General features: G+C 65.6%; 9 protein-coding genes. 6 read left to right on the top strand and 3 right to left on the bottom strand.

Annotation, left to right across the window (positions count from 1 at the left end; genetic code table 11):
• Positions 1 to 173 precede the first annotated feature (173 nt).
• Positions 174 to 5150 carry an NAD-glutamate dehydrogenase gene (locus R1L06_RS13170; protein ID WP_317217911.1) on the bottom strand — a complete coding sequence of 1659 codons (4977 nt, stop codon included), beginning with the start codon at positions 5148 to 5150 and terminating at the stop codon, positions 174 to 176.
• Positions 5151 to 5400: 250 nt separating this feature from the next.
• On the opposite strand from R1L06_RS13170, the gene R1L06_RS13165 reads away from it, so the two are divergent.
• From R1L06_RS13165 to R1L06_RS13155, 3 genes are read left to right on the top strand one after another with little or no spacing between them, the layout of a single operon-like run.
• On the top strand, positions 5401 to 6057 hold the full coding sequence (locus R1L06_RS13165; protein WP_317217924.1) for a TetR/AcrR family transcriptional regulator: 657 nt from the start codon (positions 5401 to 5403) through the stop codon (positions 6055 to 6057).
• Positions 6057 to 7325 (top strand): efflux RND transporter periplasmic adaptor subunit, encoded by a 1269-nt coding sequence (locus R1L06_RS13160; protein WP_032127668.1) that lies wholly within the window; start codon positions 6057 to 6059, stop codon positions 7323 to 7325. Before R1L06_RS13165 ends, R1L06_RS13160 begins: the two co-directional genes overlap by 1 nt.
• A 15-nt stretch (positions 7326 to 7340) precedes the next feature.
• A complete protein-coding gene (locus R1L06_RS13155; protein ID WP_049400218.1) occupies positions 7341 to 10514 on the top strand; it encodes a multidrug efflux RND transporter permease subunit in 3174 nt (1057 codons plus the stop codon).
• Positions 10515 to 10653: 139 nt separating this feature from the next.
• On the opposite strand, the gene R1L06_RS13150 is transcribed toward R1L06_RS13155, so the two are convergent.
• Both R1L06_RS13150 and R1L06_RS13145 read right to left on the bottom strand, forming a co-directional pair.
• Complete coding sequence (locus R1L06_RS13150; protein ID WP_080355173.1) at positions 10654 to 10917, bottom strand: hypothetical protein; 264 nt, start codon at positions 10915 to 10917, stop codon at positions 10654 to 10656.
• A 155-nt stretch (positions 10918 to 11072) separates the two neighbouring features.
• Positions 11073 to 12221 carry an acyl-CoA dehydrogenase family protein gene (locus R1L06_RS13145; protein WP_049422068.1) on the bottom strand — a complete coding sequence of 383 codons (1149 nt, stop codon included), beginning with the start codon at positions 12219 to 12221 and terminating at the stop codon, positions 11073 to 11075.
• Positions 12222 to 12374: 153 nt separating this feature from the next.
• On the opposite strand from R1L06_RS13145, the gene R1L06_RS13140 reads away from it, so the two are divergent.
• From R1L06_RS13140 to metH, 3 genes are read left to right on the top strand one after another with little or no spacing between them, the layout of a single operon-like run.
• Positions 12375 to 13304: an ArsR/SmtB family transcription factor gene (locus tag R1L06_RS13140; protein ID WP_010480432.1), complete on the top strand. Its 930-nt coding sequence runs from the start codon at positions 12375 to 12377 to the stop codon at positions 13302 to 13304.
• 13 nt (positions 13305 to 13317) lie between these two features.
• Positions 13318 to 14409, top strand: a complete 1092-nt coding sequence (locus R1L06_RS13135; protein WP_317217910.1) for a homocysteine S-methyltransferase family protein — start codon at positions 13318 to 13320, stop codon at positions 14407 to 14409.
• A gap of 57 nt (positions 14410 to 14466) precedes the next feature.
• A complete protein-coding gene (gene metH / locus R1L06_RS13130; protein WP_317217909.1) occupies positions 14467 to 17151 on the top strand; it encodes a methionine synthase in 2685 nt (894 codons plus the stop codon).
• The last annotated feature ends 17 nt before the right edge of the window (positions 17152 to 17168 follow it).

The raw sequence follows: 17168 nt of genomic DNA, 5'->3' as shown, positions 1-17168 counted from the left end.
AAGCAGGCAGAAACAGAACGGCCCCGCTTTCGCGGGGCCGTTCCTCCAACTGCTGCAGATCAGGAGCCCCCCTGAGTCAGGGGGGCGCGCCAACGGCGCGGGGGTCTGGGAGCATGGTTGGCATGGGGCCCACGGTTTGCAGAGCAAACCGTGGGGCGTCAGCGCGAATGCGCTTACGCACCATGCGCGGCCAGCTGGCCCAGGCGCTGCACCGCGACCGAGACGGTCGGGTAGTCCAGGGTCTTCTGCTCGGCCAGTTCGGCCAGCATCGCCAGGGTGAAGCGCAGGCTGTTGTCATCGCGGCCCATCCATGCGGCAACCTTGGCTTCGGCACTACCACCCTTGGTGCCCAGCACCTGGCCCGCCAGGTTGCGGTGGTTGGCGGCCAGCTCGTCGCGCAGCACGCCACGTGCCACGGCGTGCCAACGGCCGTTGACCTCCAGCGCATCGACCTGCTCGAACAGCCACGGCAGCTGCAGGGCATCGCCCAGGCGGAAGTGGACCTTGGACACGTCCACCGGCTTCAGCTTGCGGGTACGGGCCAGTTCGATGATGTCGAACGCCGGCTCCAGGAAGTGCAGTTCGGCCAGCTGCTGCGCCAACGCGGACGGCAGGCCCTTTTCCTTCCACTCGGCCACCAGGGCTTCATAGGTCGGACGCTGCGAATCCGGCAGCACACCCGAGGCAACGCGGATGTCGTTGAACGGACCCTGGTAGCGGTTGACCGCTTCGGTGATGCCCGGCATCGCGCCCGGGCGCGACAGCAGCCAGCGCACGAACGAGCGCTGCAGCTTCCAGATCACTTCCAGTGCGTCGATCTGCACCGACTCCGGCACCTTGCCGTCGAGGGCATCGATCTGCGCCCACAGCGCGCGTGCATCCAGCGTTTCACGGCTGATGGTGTAGGCCTTGGCGACCTCGGCGATGGAACGGCCGGTATCTTCCTGCATGCGCATCAGGAAGGTGGCGCCCATGCGGTTGATGGTCTGGTTGGTCACGGCCGTGGCGATGATTTCGCGCTTCAGGCGGTGACGCTCCATTGCGTCGGCGTACTTCTTCTGCAGCGGGGTCGGGAAGTAGCGCTGCAGCTCCTTGGACAGGTACGGATCTTCCGGAATGTCCGAATCCAGCAGCTGGGCGAACGCCACCAGCTTGGAGTAGGACAGCAGCACCGACAGCTCCGGACGGGTCAGGCCCTGGCCGCGTGCCTTGCGCTGCGACAGCTCGGCATCGGACGGCAGGAACTCGATCTGGCGATCAAGCAGGCCCTGCTGCTCCAGGGTACGGATGAAGTGCTGCTTGGAACCCAGGCGCTTGACCGCCATCCGCTCCATCAGGCTCAGCGCCTGGTTCTGGCGGTAGTTGTCGTTGAGCACCAGCTCGGCGACTTCATCGGTCATCGAAGCCAGCAGCTTGTTGCGCTGCTCGACGGTCAGCTTCTTGGCCCGCACCACATCGTTGAGCAGGATCTTGATGTTGACTTCGTGGTCGGAGGTGTCGACACCGGCCGAGTTGTCGATGAAGTCGGTGTTGAGCAGCACGCCGGCCTGGGCGGCTTCGATGCGGCCCAGCTGGGTCATGCCCAGGTTGCCGCCCTCGCCCACCACCTTGCAGCGCAGCTCGCCACCGTTCACGCGCAGCGCGTTGTTGGCGCGGTCGCCGACATCGCTGTGCTGCTCGCTGGCGGCCTTGACGTAGGTACCGATGCCGCCGTTCCACAGCAGGTCGACCGGTGCCTTCAGGATCGCGCTCATCAGGTCGTTCGGCGACAGCGCCTTGACGTTCTCGTCCAGGCCCAGCACTTCACGCACCTGCGGGGTGATCTCGATCGACTTCAGGCTGCGCGGGTACACGCCGCCGCCCTTGCTGATCAGCTTGGCATCGTAGTCCGCCCAGCTCGAACGCGGCACGGTGAACAGGCGCTCACGTTCGACGAACGTGGTGGCTGCATCCGGGTTCGGGTCCAGGAAGATGTGGCGGTGATCGAACGCAGCGACCAGGCGGATGTGGCGCGACAGCAGCATGCCGTTGCCGAACACGTCGCCGGACATGTCGCCGACGCCGACCGCGGTGAAGTCCTGGCTCTGGCTGTCACGGCCCAGCGCACGGAAGTGGCGCTTGACCGACTCCCACGCACCGCGTGCGGTGATGCCCATGCCCTTGTGGTCGTAACCCACCGAACCACCAGAGGCGAACGCATCGCCCATCCAGAAGCCGTGCGCGATGGCCAGGCCGTTGGCAATGTCGGAGAAGGTCGCGGTGCCCTTGTCGGCAGCCACCACCAGGTACGGATCGTCCATGTCGTGTCGCACGACATCCACCGGCGGCACGATCTTGTTGTTGACGATGTTGTCGGTGATGTCCAGCAGGCCCTGGATGAACAGCTTGTAGCAGGCCACGCCGTTGGCGAAGATCGCGTCGCGGTCGCCGTTCACCGGCGGGGTCTTGGCGAAGAAGCCGCCCTTCGCGCCGACCGGCACGATGACGGTGTTCTTGACCATCTGCGCCTTGACCAGGCCCAGCACTTCGGTACGGAAGTCTTCGCGACGATCCGACCAGCGCAGGCCACCACGGGCGACCGCGCCGAAGCGCAGGTGGGTACCTTCCACGCGCGGGCCGTAGACGAAGATTTCGCGGTACGGGCGCGGCTTCGGCAGGTCCGGCACCAGCGCCGAATCGAACTTGAAGCTGATGACATGGCCGTGCTGGCCGTTGGCATCGGTCTGGTAGTAGCTGGTACGCAGGGTCGCGTCGATCACGCCCATGAACGAGCGCAGGATGCGGTCCTCGTCCAGGCTGGACACGCGGTCCATCAGCTTCAGCAGCGCATCGCGCGCGGCCTGCATCTGCGCGTCGCGGTCACCCTTGCGGGCGTCGACCACGGTCTTGAGCACCTTCAGGGTGGCGTCGTCGCCAGCAGCCAGCACATCGAAGTGGGCCTTCAGCTGGGCCTGGCCGGCGGCGATATCGTCCTTGCTCTCCTGGCCGGTAGCCGGATCGAAGCGTGCTTCGAACAGCTCGACCAGCAGGCGGGCCAGCAGCGGGTAGCGCGCGAAGGTGCCTTCCACGTAGGCCTGCGAGAATGGCACACCGGTCTGCAGCAGGTACTTGCAGTAGCCACGCAGCATGGCGACCTGGCGCCAGTGCAGGCCAGCGGCCAGTACCAGGCGGTTGAAGCCGTCGTTCTCGGCATCGCCGTGCCAGACGCGGGCGAAGGTCTCGCCGAAGGCTTCATCGACGCTGGCGGCATCGATCGCGCCGGCGGTCGACTCGACCTCGAAGTCCTGCACATACACCGGCGCGTTGTCGACCGACAGGCGGTACGGACGCTCGGCGATCACGCGCAGGCCCATGTTTTCCATCATCGGCAGCGCGTCCGACAGCGGGATGTCATCCAGCTGGCGATACAGCTTCAGGCGCAGGCCATCACCAGATTCACGCGGCACCGCCTGCAGGCTCAGGCGCAGGTCGTCCGGGCCGGTCAGGGCATCGAGCTGGCTGACATCGTTGGCGGCAACGGCGGTGCTGTTGTCTTCGATGTAGCCGGCCGGCAGTGCCCTGCCGATGCGGGCAGCGATGCGCAGGCCTTCGGTTTCGCCATGGCGGGTCACCAGCGCTTCGCGCAGGTCGTCCTGCCAGTTGCGCAGCACCTGGGCCAGCTTCTGCTCCAGTTCGGCGGTATCGACGTCCAGCATTTCGCCCGGCTTCGGGCGCACGATCAGGTGCACCTGGGCCAGCGGCGATTCGCCCAGCACCACCGAGCTGTCCACGTACTCGCCGTGCAGCGCGTCCTTCAGCATCGCTTCGATGCGCAGGCGCACGTCGGTGTTGAAGCGCTCACGCGGCAGGTAGACCAGCGCGGAGATGAAACGGCTGTACTTGTCGCGGCGCAGGAACAGGCGGCTGCGCACGCGCTCCTGCAGGCCCAGCACGCCCATGGCAGTGCGGAACAGTTCGTCCTCGCTGGACTGGAACAGTTCTTCGCGCGGCAGGGTTTCCAGGATGTGGCGCAGGGCCTTGCCGCTGTGGCTGGCCGAGGCCAGGCCCGACTGCTTCATCACGTGCTCGTGGCGCTGGCGCACCAGCGGGATTTCCCACGGGCGACGGTTGTAGGCGCTGGAGGTGAACAGGCCGAGGAAGCGCTGCTCGCCGATGATCTTGCCCTTGGCGTCGAATTCCAGCACGCCGATGTAGTCCATGTAGCCGGCGCGGTGCACGCGCGAACGGGCATTGGTCTTGGTCAGGATCAGCGCGTCCTTCAGCCCGGACGTGGTGTTCAGGCCCTGCGCGGCCAGGGTCTTGACCGGACGTGCGGCGGACTTGTCCTTGCCGCGCATCAGGCCCAGGCCGGTGTCGTTCAGCGGCGCCAGCACCTCTTCCTTGCCCTGCTTCTCGACGCGGTACTCGCGGTAGCCGAAGAAGGTGAAGTGGTTGTCGGCGGCCCAGCGCAGGAATTCCTGTGCTTCCTTGCGCGACGCGTCGTCGACCGGCAGCTGGCGGCTGCCCAGGTCGTCGGCCAGCGCCAGCGCCTTGTCCTTCATCGGCTGCCAGTCGCGCACGATCGCACGCACTTCGTCCAGCGCCTTGCTGATGGCCTGCTCGATGGCCGCCATGGCTTCGGCCGGCTGGCGGTCGATCTCCAGCAGCATCACCGACTCGGCATCACCCTCGCCGACCTTGACCAGCTTGCCGGCCTTGTCGCGGGTGAAGCGCAGCACCGGGTGGCCCAGCACGTGGACGCCCACGCCCTGTTCGGCCAGCGACATGGTGACGGTGTCGACCAGGAACGGCATGTCGTCGTTGACGATCTGCAGCACGGTGTGCGGCGATTCCCAACCGTTGGCCTTCGCGGTCGGATTGAACACGCGGACGTTGGCCTTGCCGGCCTTGCGGGCACGGGCGAATTCCAGCGTCTCAGCCGCGAGAGCGGCCCACTCTTCAGCGCTGTGGTGCGGGAACTCGTCCGACTCCATGCGCTTGTAGAAGTCAGTGGCGAAGGCCACCGCTTCGGCCTGTGGGGCCGCGGGGTAACGCTTGCGCAATGCCGTGTACACCGGCTCCAGGGAGAAACCAGCGGTCACTGCGACCTCCGACTCTGCTGGTTTGGTCTTGTTTTTCACGGTCTTGGCTGCGGTTTTTTGCGGTTTCATGGCAGAGCGATGCGCTTGCTCAGTTGGGAAAATGAAATTGTAGCCCTACCGCACGAAAAGGCCTTGCTGCAGGACGGAATAACCAGATTCGGGTTTGCTGCGGTTTAGACGCCTATTCAGTTCGCACCGGTATGGTGCTGGTGCGCGCTTCAGCACTGCCGACAGGATCGGCAAAGCGTGTTACCGGAAGACACACGCGGCGACGCCGATTCGATTCCACAATCCTGAACTGGACGGTATAGTCCACCGCGTGAACCCGGCCTACCTCCCCGTTGCCCTCGACGCACGCGATGAGCGCGTGTTCGATGCCGTGCGCGAGCTGTTGGCCCAGCAGGGCATGCAGATGAGCATGGACGCGGTGGCCCAGCATGCCGGCTGCTCCAAGCAGACCCTGTACTCGCGCTACGGCAACAAGCAGGAACTGCTGCGCCGGGTGATGCAGCGCCATGTCGGCCACGCTACCGGAGCCATGGTTCGTGCACTCCGCACTGACGACCTGCGTGCCAGCCTGCTCCAGTTCGCCACCGACTTCCTGGAGCATTTCAACCAACCGCACGTAGGGCAGGCCTGTCGGCTGATCGCCGCCGACGCGGCCCAGTTTCCCGAAGAGGCGCGTACGCTGTACCGGCATGGCGCCGGCGCGCTGACGCTTCATCTTGCTGAATGGATTGAAACCGTTTGCATGCGTGGCCAGCTCCGGCATGACGACTCGCACTTCATGGCCGAACTGCTGCTGAGCATGATCGCCGGTCAGGATTTCGACAAACAGCGTTTCCATACCCCCCATCGTGATGACGCGCAGCTGCGTCGGCGCTGGGCAGAGTTCTCCGTCGACAGCTTCCTGCGCGCCTTCGCGCCTCAGCCGTCGGCGGCCCCGTCTTCAAACCAACCCCGGAGTTCCTCCTGATGACCGCCCCACTCCGCACCCTTGCCTTGACGTGCGCCGTTGCTGTCGCGCTGGCTGCCTGCAAGAAGCCGGAACAGCAGACGCCCCCGCCGCCGGAGGTGGGCGTGATCGACGCCAAGCCGCAGACCCTGCCGCTGCAGCGTGAGCTGGTCGGCCGCCTGTCGCCGTTCCGCAGCGCCGACGTGCGTGCGCGCGTTCCGGGCGTACTGCTCAAGCGCGTCTACCAGGAAGGCTCGCAGGTCAAGCAGGGCCAGCCCCTGTTCCTGATCGACCCGGCGCCGCTGCGTGCTTCGCTCAATGCCTCCGAGGCCCAGCTGGCCTCGGCCCGCGCGACCTACGCCAACGCCAAGGTCGCCGCCGACCGCGCGCGTTCGCTGGCGCCGCAGCAGTTCGTCTCCAAGTCCGACCTGGACAACGCCGAATCGGCCGAGCGCACCGCGCTGGCCGCGGTCAAGCAGGCCGAAGCGGCGGTGACCTCTTCGCGCATCAGCCTGGGTTATACCGAAGTGACCGCGCCGATCAGCGGTGTGGCCAACAAGCAGCAGGTCACCGAAGGCGCGCTGGTCGGCCAGGGCGATGTGACCCTGCTGACCACCGTCGACCAGCTCGACCCGCTGTACGTGAACTTCTCGCTGAGCGTGGACGAGTTGACCCAGCTGCGCGCGCAGCAGGCCAAGGGTGCGCTGGCGCTGTCCGGTGACGGCAAGGCCACGGTCAACGTCAAGCTGGCCGACGGCAGCACCTACAGCGAGCCGGGCACGCTGGACTTCTCTTCGACCACGGTCGACCCGGCCACCGGCGCGGTGTCGCTGCGTGCGCTGCTGCCGAACCCGCAGCAGATCCTGCTGCCCGGCGCCTTCGTCAGCTTCCAGGCCAACCTCGGCGAGCGCAACAACGCCTACCTGGTGCCGCAGCAGGCGCTGCTGCGCGACACCACCGGCGGCTACGTGATGGTGGTCGGTGCCGACGGCAAGGTGGTGCGCAAGAACGTGAAGACCGATGGCGCGCAGAACGGCAACTGGCTGGTCAGCGACGGCCTGGCCGCCGGTGACAAGGTGATCGTGGCCGGCGTGCAGAAGGTCAAGGAAGGTGCACCGGCGGTGGCCAAGCCGTGGACCCCGGGGCAGGACGCCAACGGCAAGCCTGCCGCAGGCGGCGCCGCTCCGGCGGGCGCAGCACCGGCCGCAGGCAAGGCACCGGCCGACGCGGCCAAGCCCGAGCAGGCCGATGCGGCCAAGCCGGCCGCCAACGATTCGAACAAGCAGTAACGGGAACCTTCCGTCATGCCTAAATTTTTCATCGAACATCCAGTCTTCGCCTGGGTGGTTGCGATCCTGATCTCGCTCAGCGGCGTGATCGCGATCCTCAACCTGGGCGTGGAGTCCTATCCCAACATTGCCCCGCCGCAGGTCACCGTCTCGGCGACCTACCCGGGCGCCAGTGCGGACACCACCGAGAAATCGGTCACCCAGGTGATCGAGCAGCAGCTGACCGGTATCGATCACCTGCTGTACTTCAGCTCCTCGTCCGCCTCCAACGGCCGTGCGCAGATCACCCTGACCTTCGAGACCGGTACCGATCCGGACATCGCCCAGGTGCAGGTGCAGAACAAGGTCTCGCTGGCCACGCCACGCCTGCCTTCGGAAGTGACCCAGCAGGGCGTGGTGGTGGCCAAGGCCAACGCCGGCTTCCTGATGGTGATCGCGCTGCAGTCCGATACGCCGGCCATCAACCGTGACGCCCTGAACGACATCGTCGGCTCGCGCGTGCTCGACCAGGTCTCGCGTATTCCCGGCGTCGGCAGCACCCAGCAGTTCGGTTCCGAGTACGCCATGAACATCTGGCTCAACCCGGAGAAGATGCAGGGTTATGGCCTGTCGGCCAGCCAGGTGCTGGCGGCGGTGCGCGCGCAGAACGTGCAGTTCGCCGCCGGTGCGCTGGGTTCGGACCCGTCGCCGGAAGGCCAGCACTTCACCGCCACGGTCTCGGCTGAAGGCCGCTTCAGTTCGCCGCAGGAGTTCGAGAACATCATCCTGCGGGCAAATCCGGACGGTTCGCGGGTGCTGATGAAGGACATCGCCCGCGTTGCCTTCGGTGCCAACAACTACGGTTTCGACACCCAGTACAACGGCAAGCCGACCGGTGCCTTCGCCATCCAGCTGCTGCCGGGCGCCAACGCCCTGAACGTGGCCGATGCGGTGCGCGCCAAGATGGACGAGCTGCAGCCCAGCTTCCCGTCCGGGGTGACCTGGTTCTCGCCGTACGACAGCACCACCTTCGTCAAGATCTCCATCCAGGAAGTGGTCAAGACACTGTTTGAAGCAGTGTTCCTGGTGTTCCTGGTGATGCTGATCTTCCTGCAGAACTTCCGCGCCACCCTGATCCCGACCCTGGTCATCCCGGTGGCCCTGCTCGGCACCTTCCTGGGCATGTGGATGATCGGCTTCACGATCAACCAGCTGACCCTGTTCGCGATGGTGCTGGCGATCGGCATCGTGGTCGATGACGCGATCGTGGTGATCGAGAACGTCGAACGCATCATGACCGAGGAAGGCCTGGCGCCGAAGCCGGCCACGCAGAAGGCGATGACCCAGATCACCGGCGCGGTGGTGGCGATCACCGTCGTACTGGCTGCGGTGTTCATCCCGTCCGCCCTGCAGGGCGGCGCCGCCGGTGAGATCTACAAGCAGTTCGCGCTGACCATCGCCATCTCGATGGCGTTCTCGGCGTTCCTGGCTCTGGGCTTCACCCCGGCGCTGTGCGCGACCTTCCTCAAGCCGACGCACAACGACAACCCGAACATCATCTACCGCACCTTCAACAAGTACTACGACAAGATCAGCCATACCTATGTGGGGCACATCACTTCGGCGGTGCGCCATGCACCGCGCTGGATGATCCTGTTCGTGGTGCTGACCGCACTGTGCGGCTTCCTGTTCACCCGCATGCCGGGCAGCTTCCTGCCGGAAGAAGACCAGGGCTATGCGCTGGCGATCGTGCAGCTGCCGCCGGGCTCGACCAAGGGCCAGACCAACGAAGTGTTCGCGCAGATGCGTGGCATCCTGGAAAAGCAGGATGGCTATGAAGGCATGCTGCAGGTGGCCGGTTTCAGCTTCGTCGGTTCCGGCGAAAACGTGGGCATGGGCTTCATCCGCCTGAAGCCGTGGGAGGAACGCAAGTTCACCGCGCCCGAGTTCATCCAGAACATGAACGGCGCGTTCTACGGCATCAAGGAGGCGCAGATCTTCGTGGTCAACCTGCCCACCGTGCAGGGCCTCGGCCAGTTCGGCGGCTTCGACATGTGGCTGCAGGACCGCAGCGGTGCCGGCTACGAGCAGCTGACCCAGGCGCGCAACATCCTGCTTGGCCAGGCTGCGCAGAAGCCCGACCATCTGGTGGGCGTACGCCCGAACGGCCTGGAAAACGCCCCGCAGCTGCAGCTGCATGTCGACCGCGTGCAGGCGCAGTCGATGGGCATGTCGGTGTCGGACGTGTACAGCACCATCCAGCTGATGCTGGCCCCGGTGTACGTGAACGACTTCTTCTACGAAGGCCGCATCAAGCGCGTGACCATGCAGGCCGATGGTCCGTACCGCACCGGCCAGGAGTCGCTGAAGAGCTTCTACAGCCCGTCCAGCCTGACCACGAATGCCGACGGCACCAATGCGATGATCCCGCTCAATACGGTGGTCAAGTCCGAATGGGTGTCGGCACCGCCGTCGCTGAGCCGCTACAACGGCTACTCGGCGATCAACATCGTCGGCTCGCAGGCACCGGGCACCAGCTCGGGTGAGGCGATGCAGACCATGGAAGGCATCGTCAACGACGATCTGCCGGCTGGCTTCGGCTACGACTGGTCGGGCATGTCCTACCAGGAAATCCTGGCCGGCAACGCGGCGACGCTGCTGCTGGTGCTGTCGATCGTGGTGGTGTTCCTGTGCCTGGCCGCGTTGTATGAAAGCTGGTCGATCCCGGTGGCGGTGCTGTTGGTGGTGCCGCTGGGCGTGCTTGGCGCCCTCGGCCTGTCGATGCTGCGTGGCCTGCCGAACGATCTGTTCTTCAAGATCGGCCTGATCACCGTGATCGGCCTGGCCGCGAAGAACGCGATCCTGATCGTCGAGTTCGCGGTGGAGCAGCGCGCAGCAGGCAAGACCCTTCGCGATGCCACCATCGAGGCGGCACGCCTGCGTTTCCGACCGATCCTGATGACCTCGTTCGCGTTCATCATGGGCGTGATCCCGATGGCGATCTCCACGGGCGCCGGCGCCAATTCCCGCCACGCCATCGGTACCGGCGTGATCGGCGGCATGCTGTTCGCCACCCTGCTCGGCCTGCTGATGATCCCGGTGTTCTTCGTGGTCGTGCGCCGCATGCTGGGTGACAAGCTGGATGAGTCCTCCAAGGAATTCATGGAGCGCCAGCGTGACGCGGAAGCCGCGCATCGTCCGGATCGTTGATCCGGTAGTGAGTTGAAACGAAAAGGCCCCGGAGCGATCCGGGGCCTTTTCATTCGTGCCATGAAGCCGGTAGTCGCCAACCTTGGTTGGCGCCGTTGGATCCATGCCAACCAAGGTTGGCGCATGCCAAGCCGGCGTCTCAGCGCAGCAGTGCAACCACCACGCACACCACCACGAGAGCCAATGCAGCCCATTGCATCGGCACAAAGAAGAAATGATGAGGTGCAGCCATACCCTTCTGCCGGGGCGCACGGTTGAGCCACAGACCCAGCAATACGTTCACCGCTGCGCCGATGCCTGCACCCAACAGAACCTGGGGCAGCGGCGTGTTGCCCCTGGAGCCTTCATGCGGAAAGAAGTACGCCAGCAGCAGGATGGCTGCAATCGGCGTCACCAGCGTCATGAATCCCCAACCTCGATAGATCATCTTTGCAGACCGCGTAAAAGCCGGCTTGCATTGGACCAGATCGGGTATCGCTCGGCCAAGAAGACCGTGTATCCACGCATGGCGTGGATCTACTGGCCGCGCCGCCGTTGCAGCGGCGCGACCGGTCGAACTCAGCGCAGCCCGGTCTCGTTGCGGGCGATCACCAGGCGCTGGATTTCCGAGGTGCCCTCGTAGATCTCGGTGATCTTGGCATCACGGAAGTAGCGCTCCAGCGGCATTTCCTTCGAATACCCCATGCCGCCATGAATCTGCACGGCCTGGTGGGTGATCCACATCGCCGCTTCCGAGGCGGTCAGCTTGGCCACCGCTGCTTCCGTGCTGAAGCGCTTGCCCTGGCCCTTCACCCACGCCGCGCGCAGGGTCAGCAGCAGCGCCGCGTCCAGCTTGCACTTCATGTCGGCGATCTTGGCCTGGGTCATCTGGAAGGTACCGATGGCCGCGCCGAACGCCTTGCGCTCCTTCACGTACTCCAGGGTCGCTTCATAGGCGGCACGGGCGATGCCGATGGCCTGCGAGGCGATACCGATGCGGCCAGCATCGAGCACGCTCATGGCGATCTTGAAGCCCTCGCCTTCCTGGCCCAGCACGTCTTCAGCCTGCGCCACGTAGTCGTTGAACTCGATCTCGCAGGTGGCCGAAGCGCGGATGCCGAGCTTCGGCTCCGTCTTGCCGCGACCGAAGCCCGCCTTGTCGGTATCGATGATGAAGGCGGTGATGCCGCGCGCGCCCTTGTCCGGCTCGCTCATTGCGAACAGCACGATGTACTTGGCCACCGGGCCGGAGGTGATCCAGCTCTTCTTGCCGTTGATGACGAAGGTGCCATCGGCCTGCTTCACTGCGCGGCAACGCATGGCGGTGGCGTCCGAACCGGACTGCGGCTCGGTCAGCGCGAACGCGCCGATGGCCTCGCCTTCGGCGATGGCACGCACGTAGGTCTGCTTCTGTTCCTCGGTACCGTGGGTGAGGATGCCGTTGCAGAACAGCGAGTTGTTGACCGACATGATGGTCGAATGGGCTGCGTCGGCGGCGGCGACCTCCACCATCGCCAACACGTACGCCACCGGGTCCATGCCCGCGCCACCGTATTCGGTCGGCACTTCGATGCCCATCAGGCCGTTTTCGCCCAGCAGGCGGATGTTGTCCAGCGGGAACTCGCCGGTGCGGTCATGGTGCTCCGCGCTGGGGGCGATCTTTTCCTGCGCGATGCGCCGCGCCACGTCCTGCAGCATCAACTGCTCTTCAGTAAAGCTGAAATCCACAACACCCTCCCGGGTACATGAAGTTATGGGCCGCGCAGCGCGCGCCCAGGTGCCTCGATTGTACCGGGGCCCGCCAGTTTCCGTACGCCAGCGACTTGACCGCGGCAGGCCTTCTCAGCGAATATATCTCTATATCGCGATAGGTAGATATTTATGGATCTGGAAGACTGGTCGACCCGCCTAAAGGTGTTCGCCGATGCCACCCGCGTGCGCCTGCTGGCGCTGCTGGAGCAGGAGGAACTGACCGTGGCCGAACTGTCGGCGATCACCCGGCTGGCACAGCCGCGGGTGTCCACCCACCTGGCGCGCCTGAAGGAAGCCGGCCTGGTCCGCGACCGCCGTGCGGGCGTGTCGGCCTATTACCGCTTCGACGAGGCCCAGTTGGACCCGGCGCAGCGTGCATTGTGGCATGCCTTGAGCAATGGAAGCGACGACCCGTTGCTGCGGCAGGACGCTGAACGTGTCGCCGCCGTGCTGGCCCACCGTGCCTCCGACCAGAACTGGGCCGACAGCGTGGCCGGCGACATGGAGCGCCACTATTCTCCCGGCCGCACCTGGGAGGCGCTGGCGCGCACGGCGCTGCCCCTGCTGGAGACCGGCGACGTGCTGGATATCGCCTCCGGTGACGGCGTGCTGGCCGAACTCGTCGCCCCGCATGCCAAGCGCTACATCTGCATCGATACCAGCGCGCGCGTGGTTGCCGCCGCCAGCGAGCGCCTGCGCCGCCTGCCCAATGTGGAAGTGCGCGAGGGCGACATGCATGCGCTGCCGTTCAAGGACGGCAGCTTCGACCTGGTGGTGCTGATGCATGCGCTGACCTACGCCAGCAAACCGGCGCAGGCGGTGACCGAAGCCGCACGCGTGCTGCGCCCTGGCGGCCGCCTGCTGCTGTGCAGCCTGGCCCGCCACGAGCACAAGGCGGCGGTGGAGGCCTACGGCCACGTCAACCTCGGCTTCAGCGACAAGGAGCTGCGCAGGTTCGTCGACAAGGCCGGCCTGCAGGTGTCCAGCCTGGAGACGGTCACCCGCGAAAAGCGTCCGCCGCACTTCGAAGTGATTTCACTGATCGCCAACAAGCCCTGAGCCCGAGATCGCCATGCCTGCCCTGCCCTGGTTGCATCCTGATCGTGCCAACGCCCTGCTCGACGCCCTGCGCGAGCGGATCCTGATCATCGACGGCGCGATGGGCACCATGATCCAGCGCCATGGCCTGCAGGAAGATGACTACCGCGGCGAGCGATTCGCCGGCGGCTACGATCATGTGCATGGCCCCGCTTGCGACCACGCCGTGCAGGAAGGGCATGACCTGAAGGGCAACAACGATCTGCTGCTGCTGACCCGGCCGCAGATCGTCGCCGACATCCATACCGCCTACCTGGAAGCGGGCGCGGATCTGGTCGAGACCAACACGTTCAACGCCACGTCGGTCAGCCAGGCCGACTACCACCTCGAACATCTGGTGTACGAGTTGAACAAGGCTGGCGCAGCGGTGGCACGCACCTGCTGCGATACAGTAGCCGCAACCACACCAGGCAAGCCACGCTTCGTGATCGGGGTGATCGGCCCGACCAGCCGCACCGCCTCGATCAGTCCCGACGTCAACGATCCGGGCTTTCGCAACACCAGCTTCGACGAGCTTCGCGACACGTACCGCGAAGCCATTGACGGCCTGATCGACGGCGGCGCCGACACCATCATGGTCGAGACCATCTTCGACACGCTCAATGCCAAGGCCGCGCTGTATGCACTGGAGGAGGCCTTCGATGCACGCGGCGCAAGGTTGCCCGTGATGATCTCCGGCACCATCACTGATGCCTCGGGACGCACGCTGTCCGGGCAGACCGCCGAGGCCTTCCACGCGTCGCTCGCGCATGCGCGCCCATTGTCGATCGGCCTGAACTGCGCACTGGGTGCCGATGCGATGCGCCCGCACGTGGAAACCCTTGCGCAGGTCGCCGACTGCTACGTCAGCGCGCACCCCAACGCAGGCCTGCCCAATGCCTTCGGCGAGTATGACGAGACGCCCGAGGACATGGCCAGCACCCTGCGCGGTTTCGCCGAGGATGGCCTGTTGAACCTGGTCGGTGGCTGCTGTGGCTCCACCCCTGACCATATCCGCGCAATCGCCGAGGCCGTGGCCGGGCTGCCGCCGCGCGCCCTGCCCGGTATCCAGGAGCAGGCCGCATGAATGTCGCCGCCACCGTTCCGCACTTCCCGCCCTATTGCTGTTGAGCTGACGCCTGCCATGACGCCTGTCCGCCCTACCCGCCTGTCCGGCCTGGAACCTCTGGTCATCACTCCGGACCTTCTGTTCATCAACGTCGGCGAGCGCACCAACGTCACCGGCAGCGCGCAGTTCCGCAAGCTGGTCAAGGAAGGCCGCTACGAAGAAGCGGTGGACGTGGCCCGCCAGCAGGTGGCCAGCGGCGCGCAGATCCTCGACGTCAACATGGACGAGGGCCTGATCGATTCGGAAGCGGCGATGACCCGCTACCTCAACCTGATCATGTCCGAGCCGGACATCGCCCGTATTCCGGTGATGGTCGACTCCTCCAAGTGGAGCGTGATCGAGGCCGGCCTGAAGTGCCTGCAGGGCAAGAGCGTGGTCAATTCGATCTCGCTGAAGGAAGGCGAGGCGCTGTTCCGCGAACACGCGCGCAAGGTGCTGCGCTACGGTGCTGCCGCGGTGGTGATGGCATTCGACGAAAGCGGCCAGGCTGACACCTGCGCACGCAAGGTCGAGATCTGCACCCGCGCCTACCGCATCCTGGTCGACGAGATCGGCTTCCCACCGCAGGACATCATCTTCGACCCGAACATCTTCGCCGTCGCCACCGGCATCGAAGAGCACGACAACTATGCGGTGGACTTCATCGAAGCCACCCGCATCATCAAGCAGACGCTGCCGCACTGCCATGTGTCCGGCGGTGTTTCCAACGTCTCGTTCTCGTTCCGCGGCAACGAAACGGTGCGCCAGGCCATCCACTCGGTGTTCCTGTACCACGCCATTGCCGCCGGCATGGACATGGGCATCGTCAACGCCGGCGCCATGCCGATCTACGACGAACTGGAACCGGAACTGCGAGAGCGCGTGGAGGATGTGATCCTCAACCGCCGCAGCGATGCCACCGAGCGCCTGCTGGAAATCGCCGAGCGCTACAAGGGCAAGAAGGGCGCGGCGAAGACCGAAGACCTCGCCTGGCGCGAGAAGCCGGTGGCGCAGCGCCTGGCGCACGCGCTGGTGCACGGCCTGGATGCCTTCGTGGAAGAAGACACCGAACTGGCCCGGCAGGCGTCCAGCCGCCCGCTGGACGTGATCGAAGGTCCGTTGATGGATGGCATGAACGTGGTCGGCGACCTGTTCGGCGCCGGCAAGATGTTCCTGCCGCAGGTGGTGAAATCCGCGCGCGTGATGAAGAAGGCCGTGGCCTACCTGCTGCCCTACATCGAGGCCGAGAAGGCGCGCAGTGGCGACACCGCCAAGAGCAACGGCAAGATCATCATGGCCACGGTGAAGGGTGATGTGCATGACATCGGCAAGAACATCGTAGGCGTAGTCCTGGCCTGCAACAACTTCGAGGTGGTCGACCTTGGCGTGATGGTGCCGGCGCAGAAGATCCTCGATGCCGCGCGCGAGCACAACGCCGACCTGATCGGCCTGTCCGGCCTGATCACTCCATCACTGGAAGAGATGAGCCACGTGGCCCGGGAGATGCAGCGCCAGGGCTTCGACCTGCCGCTGCTGATCGGTGGAGCGACCACCTCGCGCGCGCACACAGCGCTGAAGATCGACCCACATTACAAGGCGCCCACGGTGTGGGTGAAGGACGCCTCGCGCGCGGTCGGCGTGGCCCAGTCGCTGATCTCGCGTGACCTGCGCGAGGCCTTCGTAGCCGCCAACGAGGCCGACTATGCCGAGATCCGCGCGCGCCATCGCAACCGTGGCGATGCCAAGCGCCTGGTTTCGCTGGAACACGCGCGTGGGCAGAAATTCCAGGGCGGCTGGGACACCTACACGCCGCCGGCACCGAACCAGCCCGGCCTGCACGTATTTGACGACTACCCGCTGGCCGAACTGGTCGACTACATCGACTGGACGCCGTTCTTCCAGGCCTGGGAGCTGGCCGGCAAGTTCCCGGCCATCCTCACCGACGAAATCGTCGGCACCCAGGCCAGCGATCTGTACAGGGACGCCCGCGCGATGCTTGAGCGCATCGTCAATGAGAAATGGCTGACCGCCAAGGCCGTGTTCGGCCTGTGGCCGGCCAACAGCATCGGCGACGACGTGCGCGTGCAGCACCCGCAGGGCGAAACCACCCTGCACTTCCTGCGCCAGCAGGTGGACAAGCCGGCCGAGCGCCCGGATTTCTGCCTGGCCGATTTCATCGCCCCGGCCGACAGCGGCAAGCAGGACTGGATCGGCGCCTTCGCCGTCACTGCCGGCATCGGCATCGACGCGCACGTAGCGCGCTTCGAAGCCGACCACGATGACTACAACGCGATCCTGCTGAAGGCCCTCGCCGATCGCTTCGCCGAAGCGCTGGCCGAGCGCCTGCACCAGCGCGTGCGCATCGATTTCTGGGGCTACGACCATGCCGAGACACTAGACAACGAGGCACTGATCGACGAGCAGTACAGCGGCATCCGCCCGGCACCGGGTTACCCCGCCTGCCCGGAGCACAGCGAGAAGCGCCGCCTGTTCGACCTGCTGCAGGCCGAAGCCAACGCCGGCATGGAACTGACCGAGAGCTTCGCGATGCTGCCTACGGCGGCCGTTTCGGGTTATTACTTCAGCCATCCGCAGAGCCAGTACTTCGTGGTCGGCCGCCTCAGCCGCGAGCAGGTCAGCGACTACGCCCGCCGCAAGGGCGTGGACCGCGCCCAGGCCGAGCGCTGGCTGGCCTCCAACCTAGACTACGACCCCGAATGACACAAAAAGGGGACGGA

Source organism: Stenotrophomonas mexicanensis (genome assembly GCF_032911605.1).
GTDB lineage: Bacteria > Pseudomonadota > Gammaproteobacteria > Xanthomonadales > Xanthomonadaceae > Stenotrophomonas > Stenotrophomonas maltophilia_A.
The sequence above is the reverse complement of the archived record's forward strand: the minus strand, read 5'-3'. Positions and strand labels throughout refer to the sequence as shown.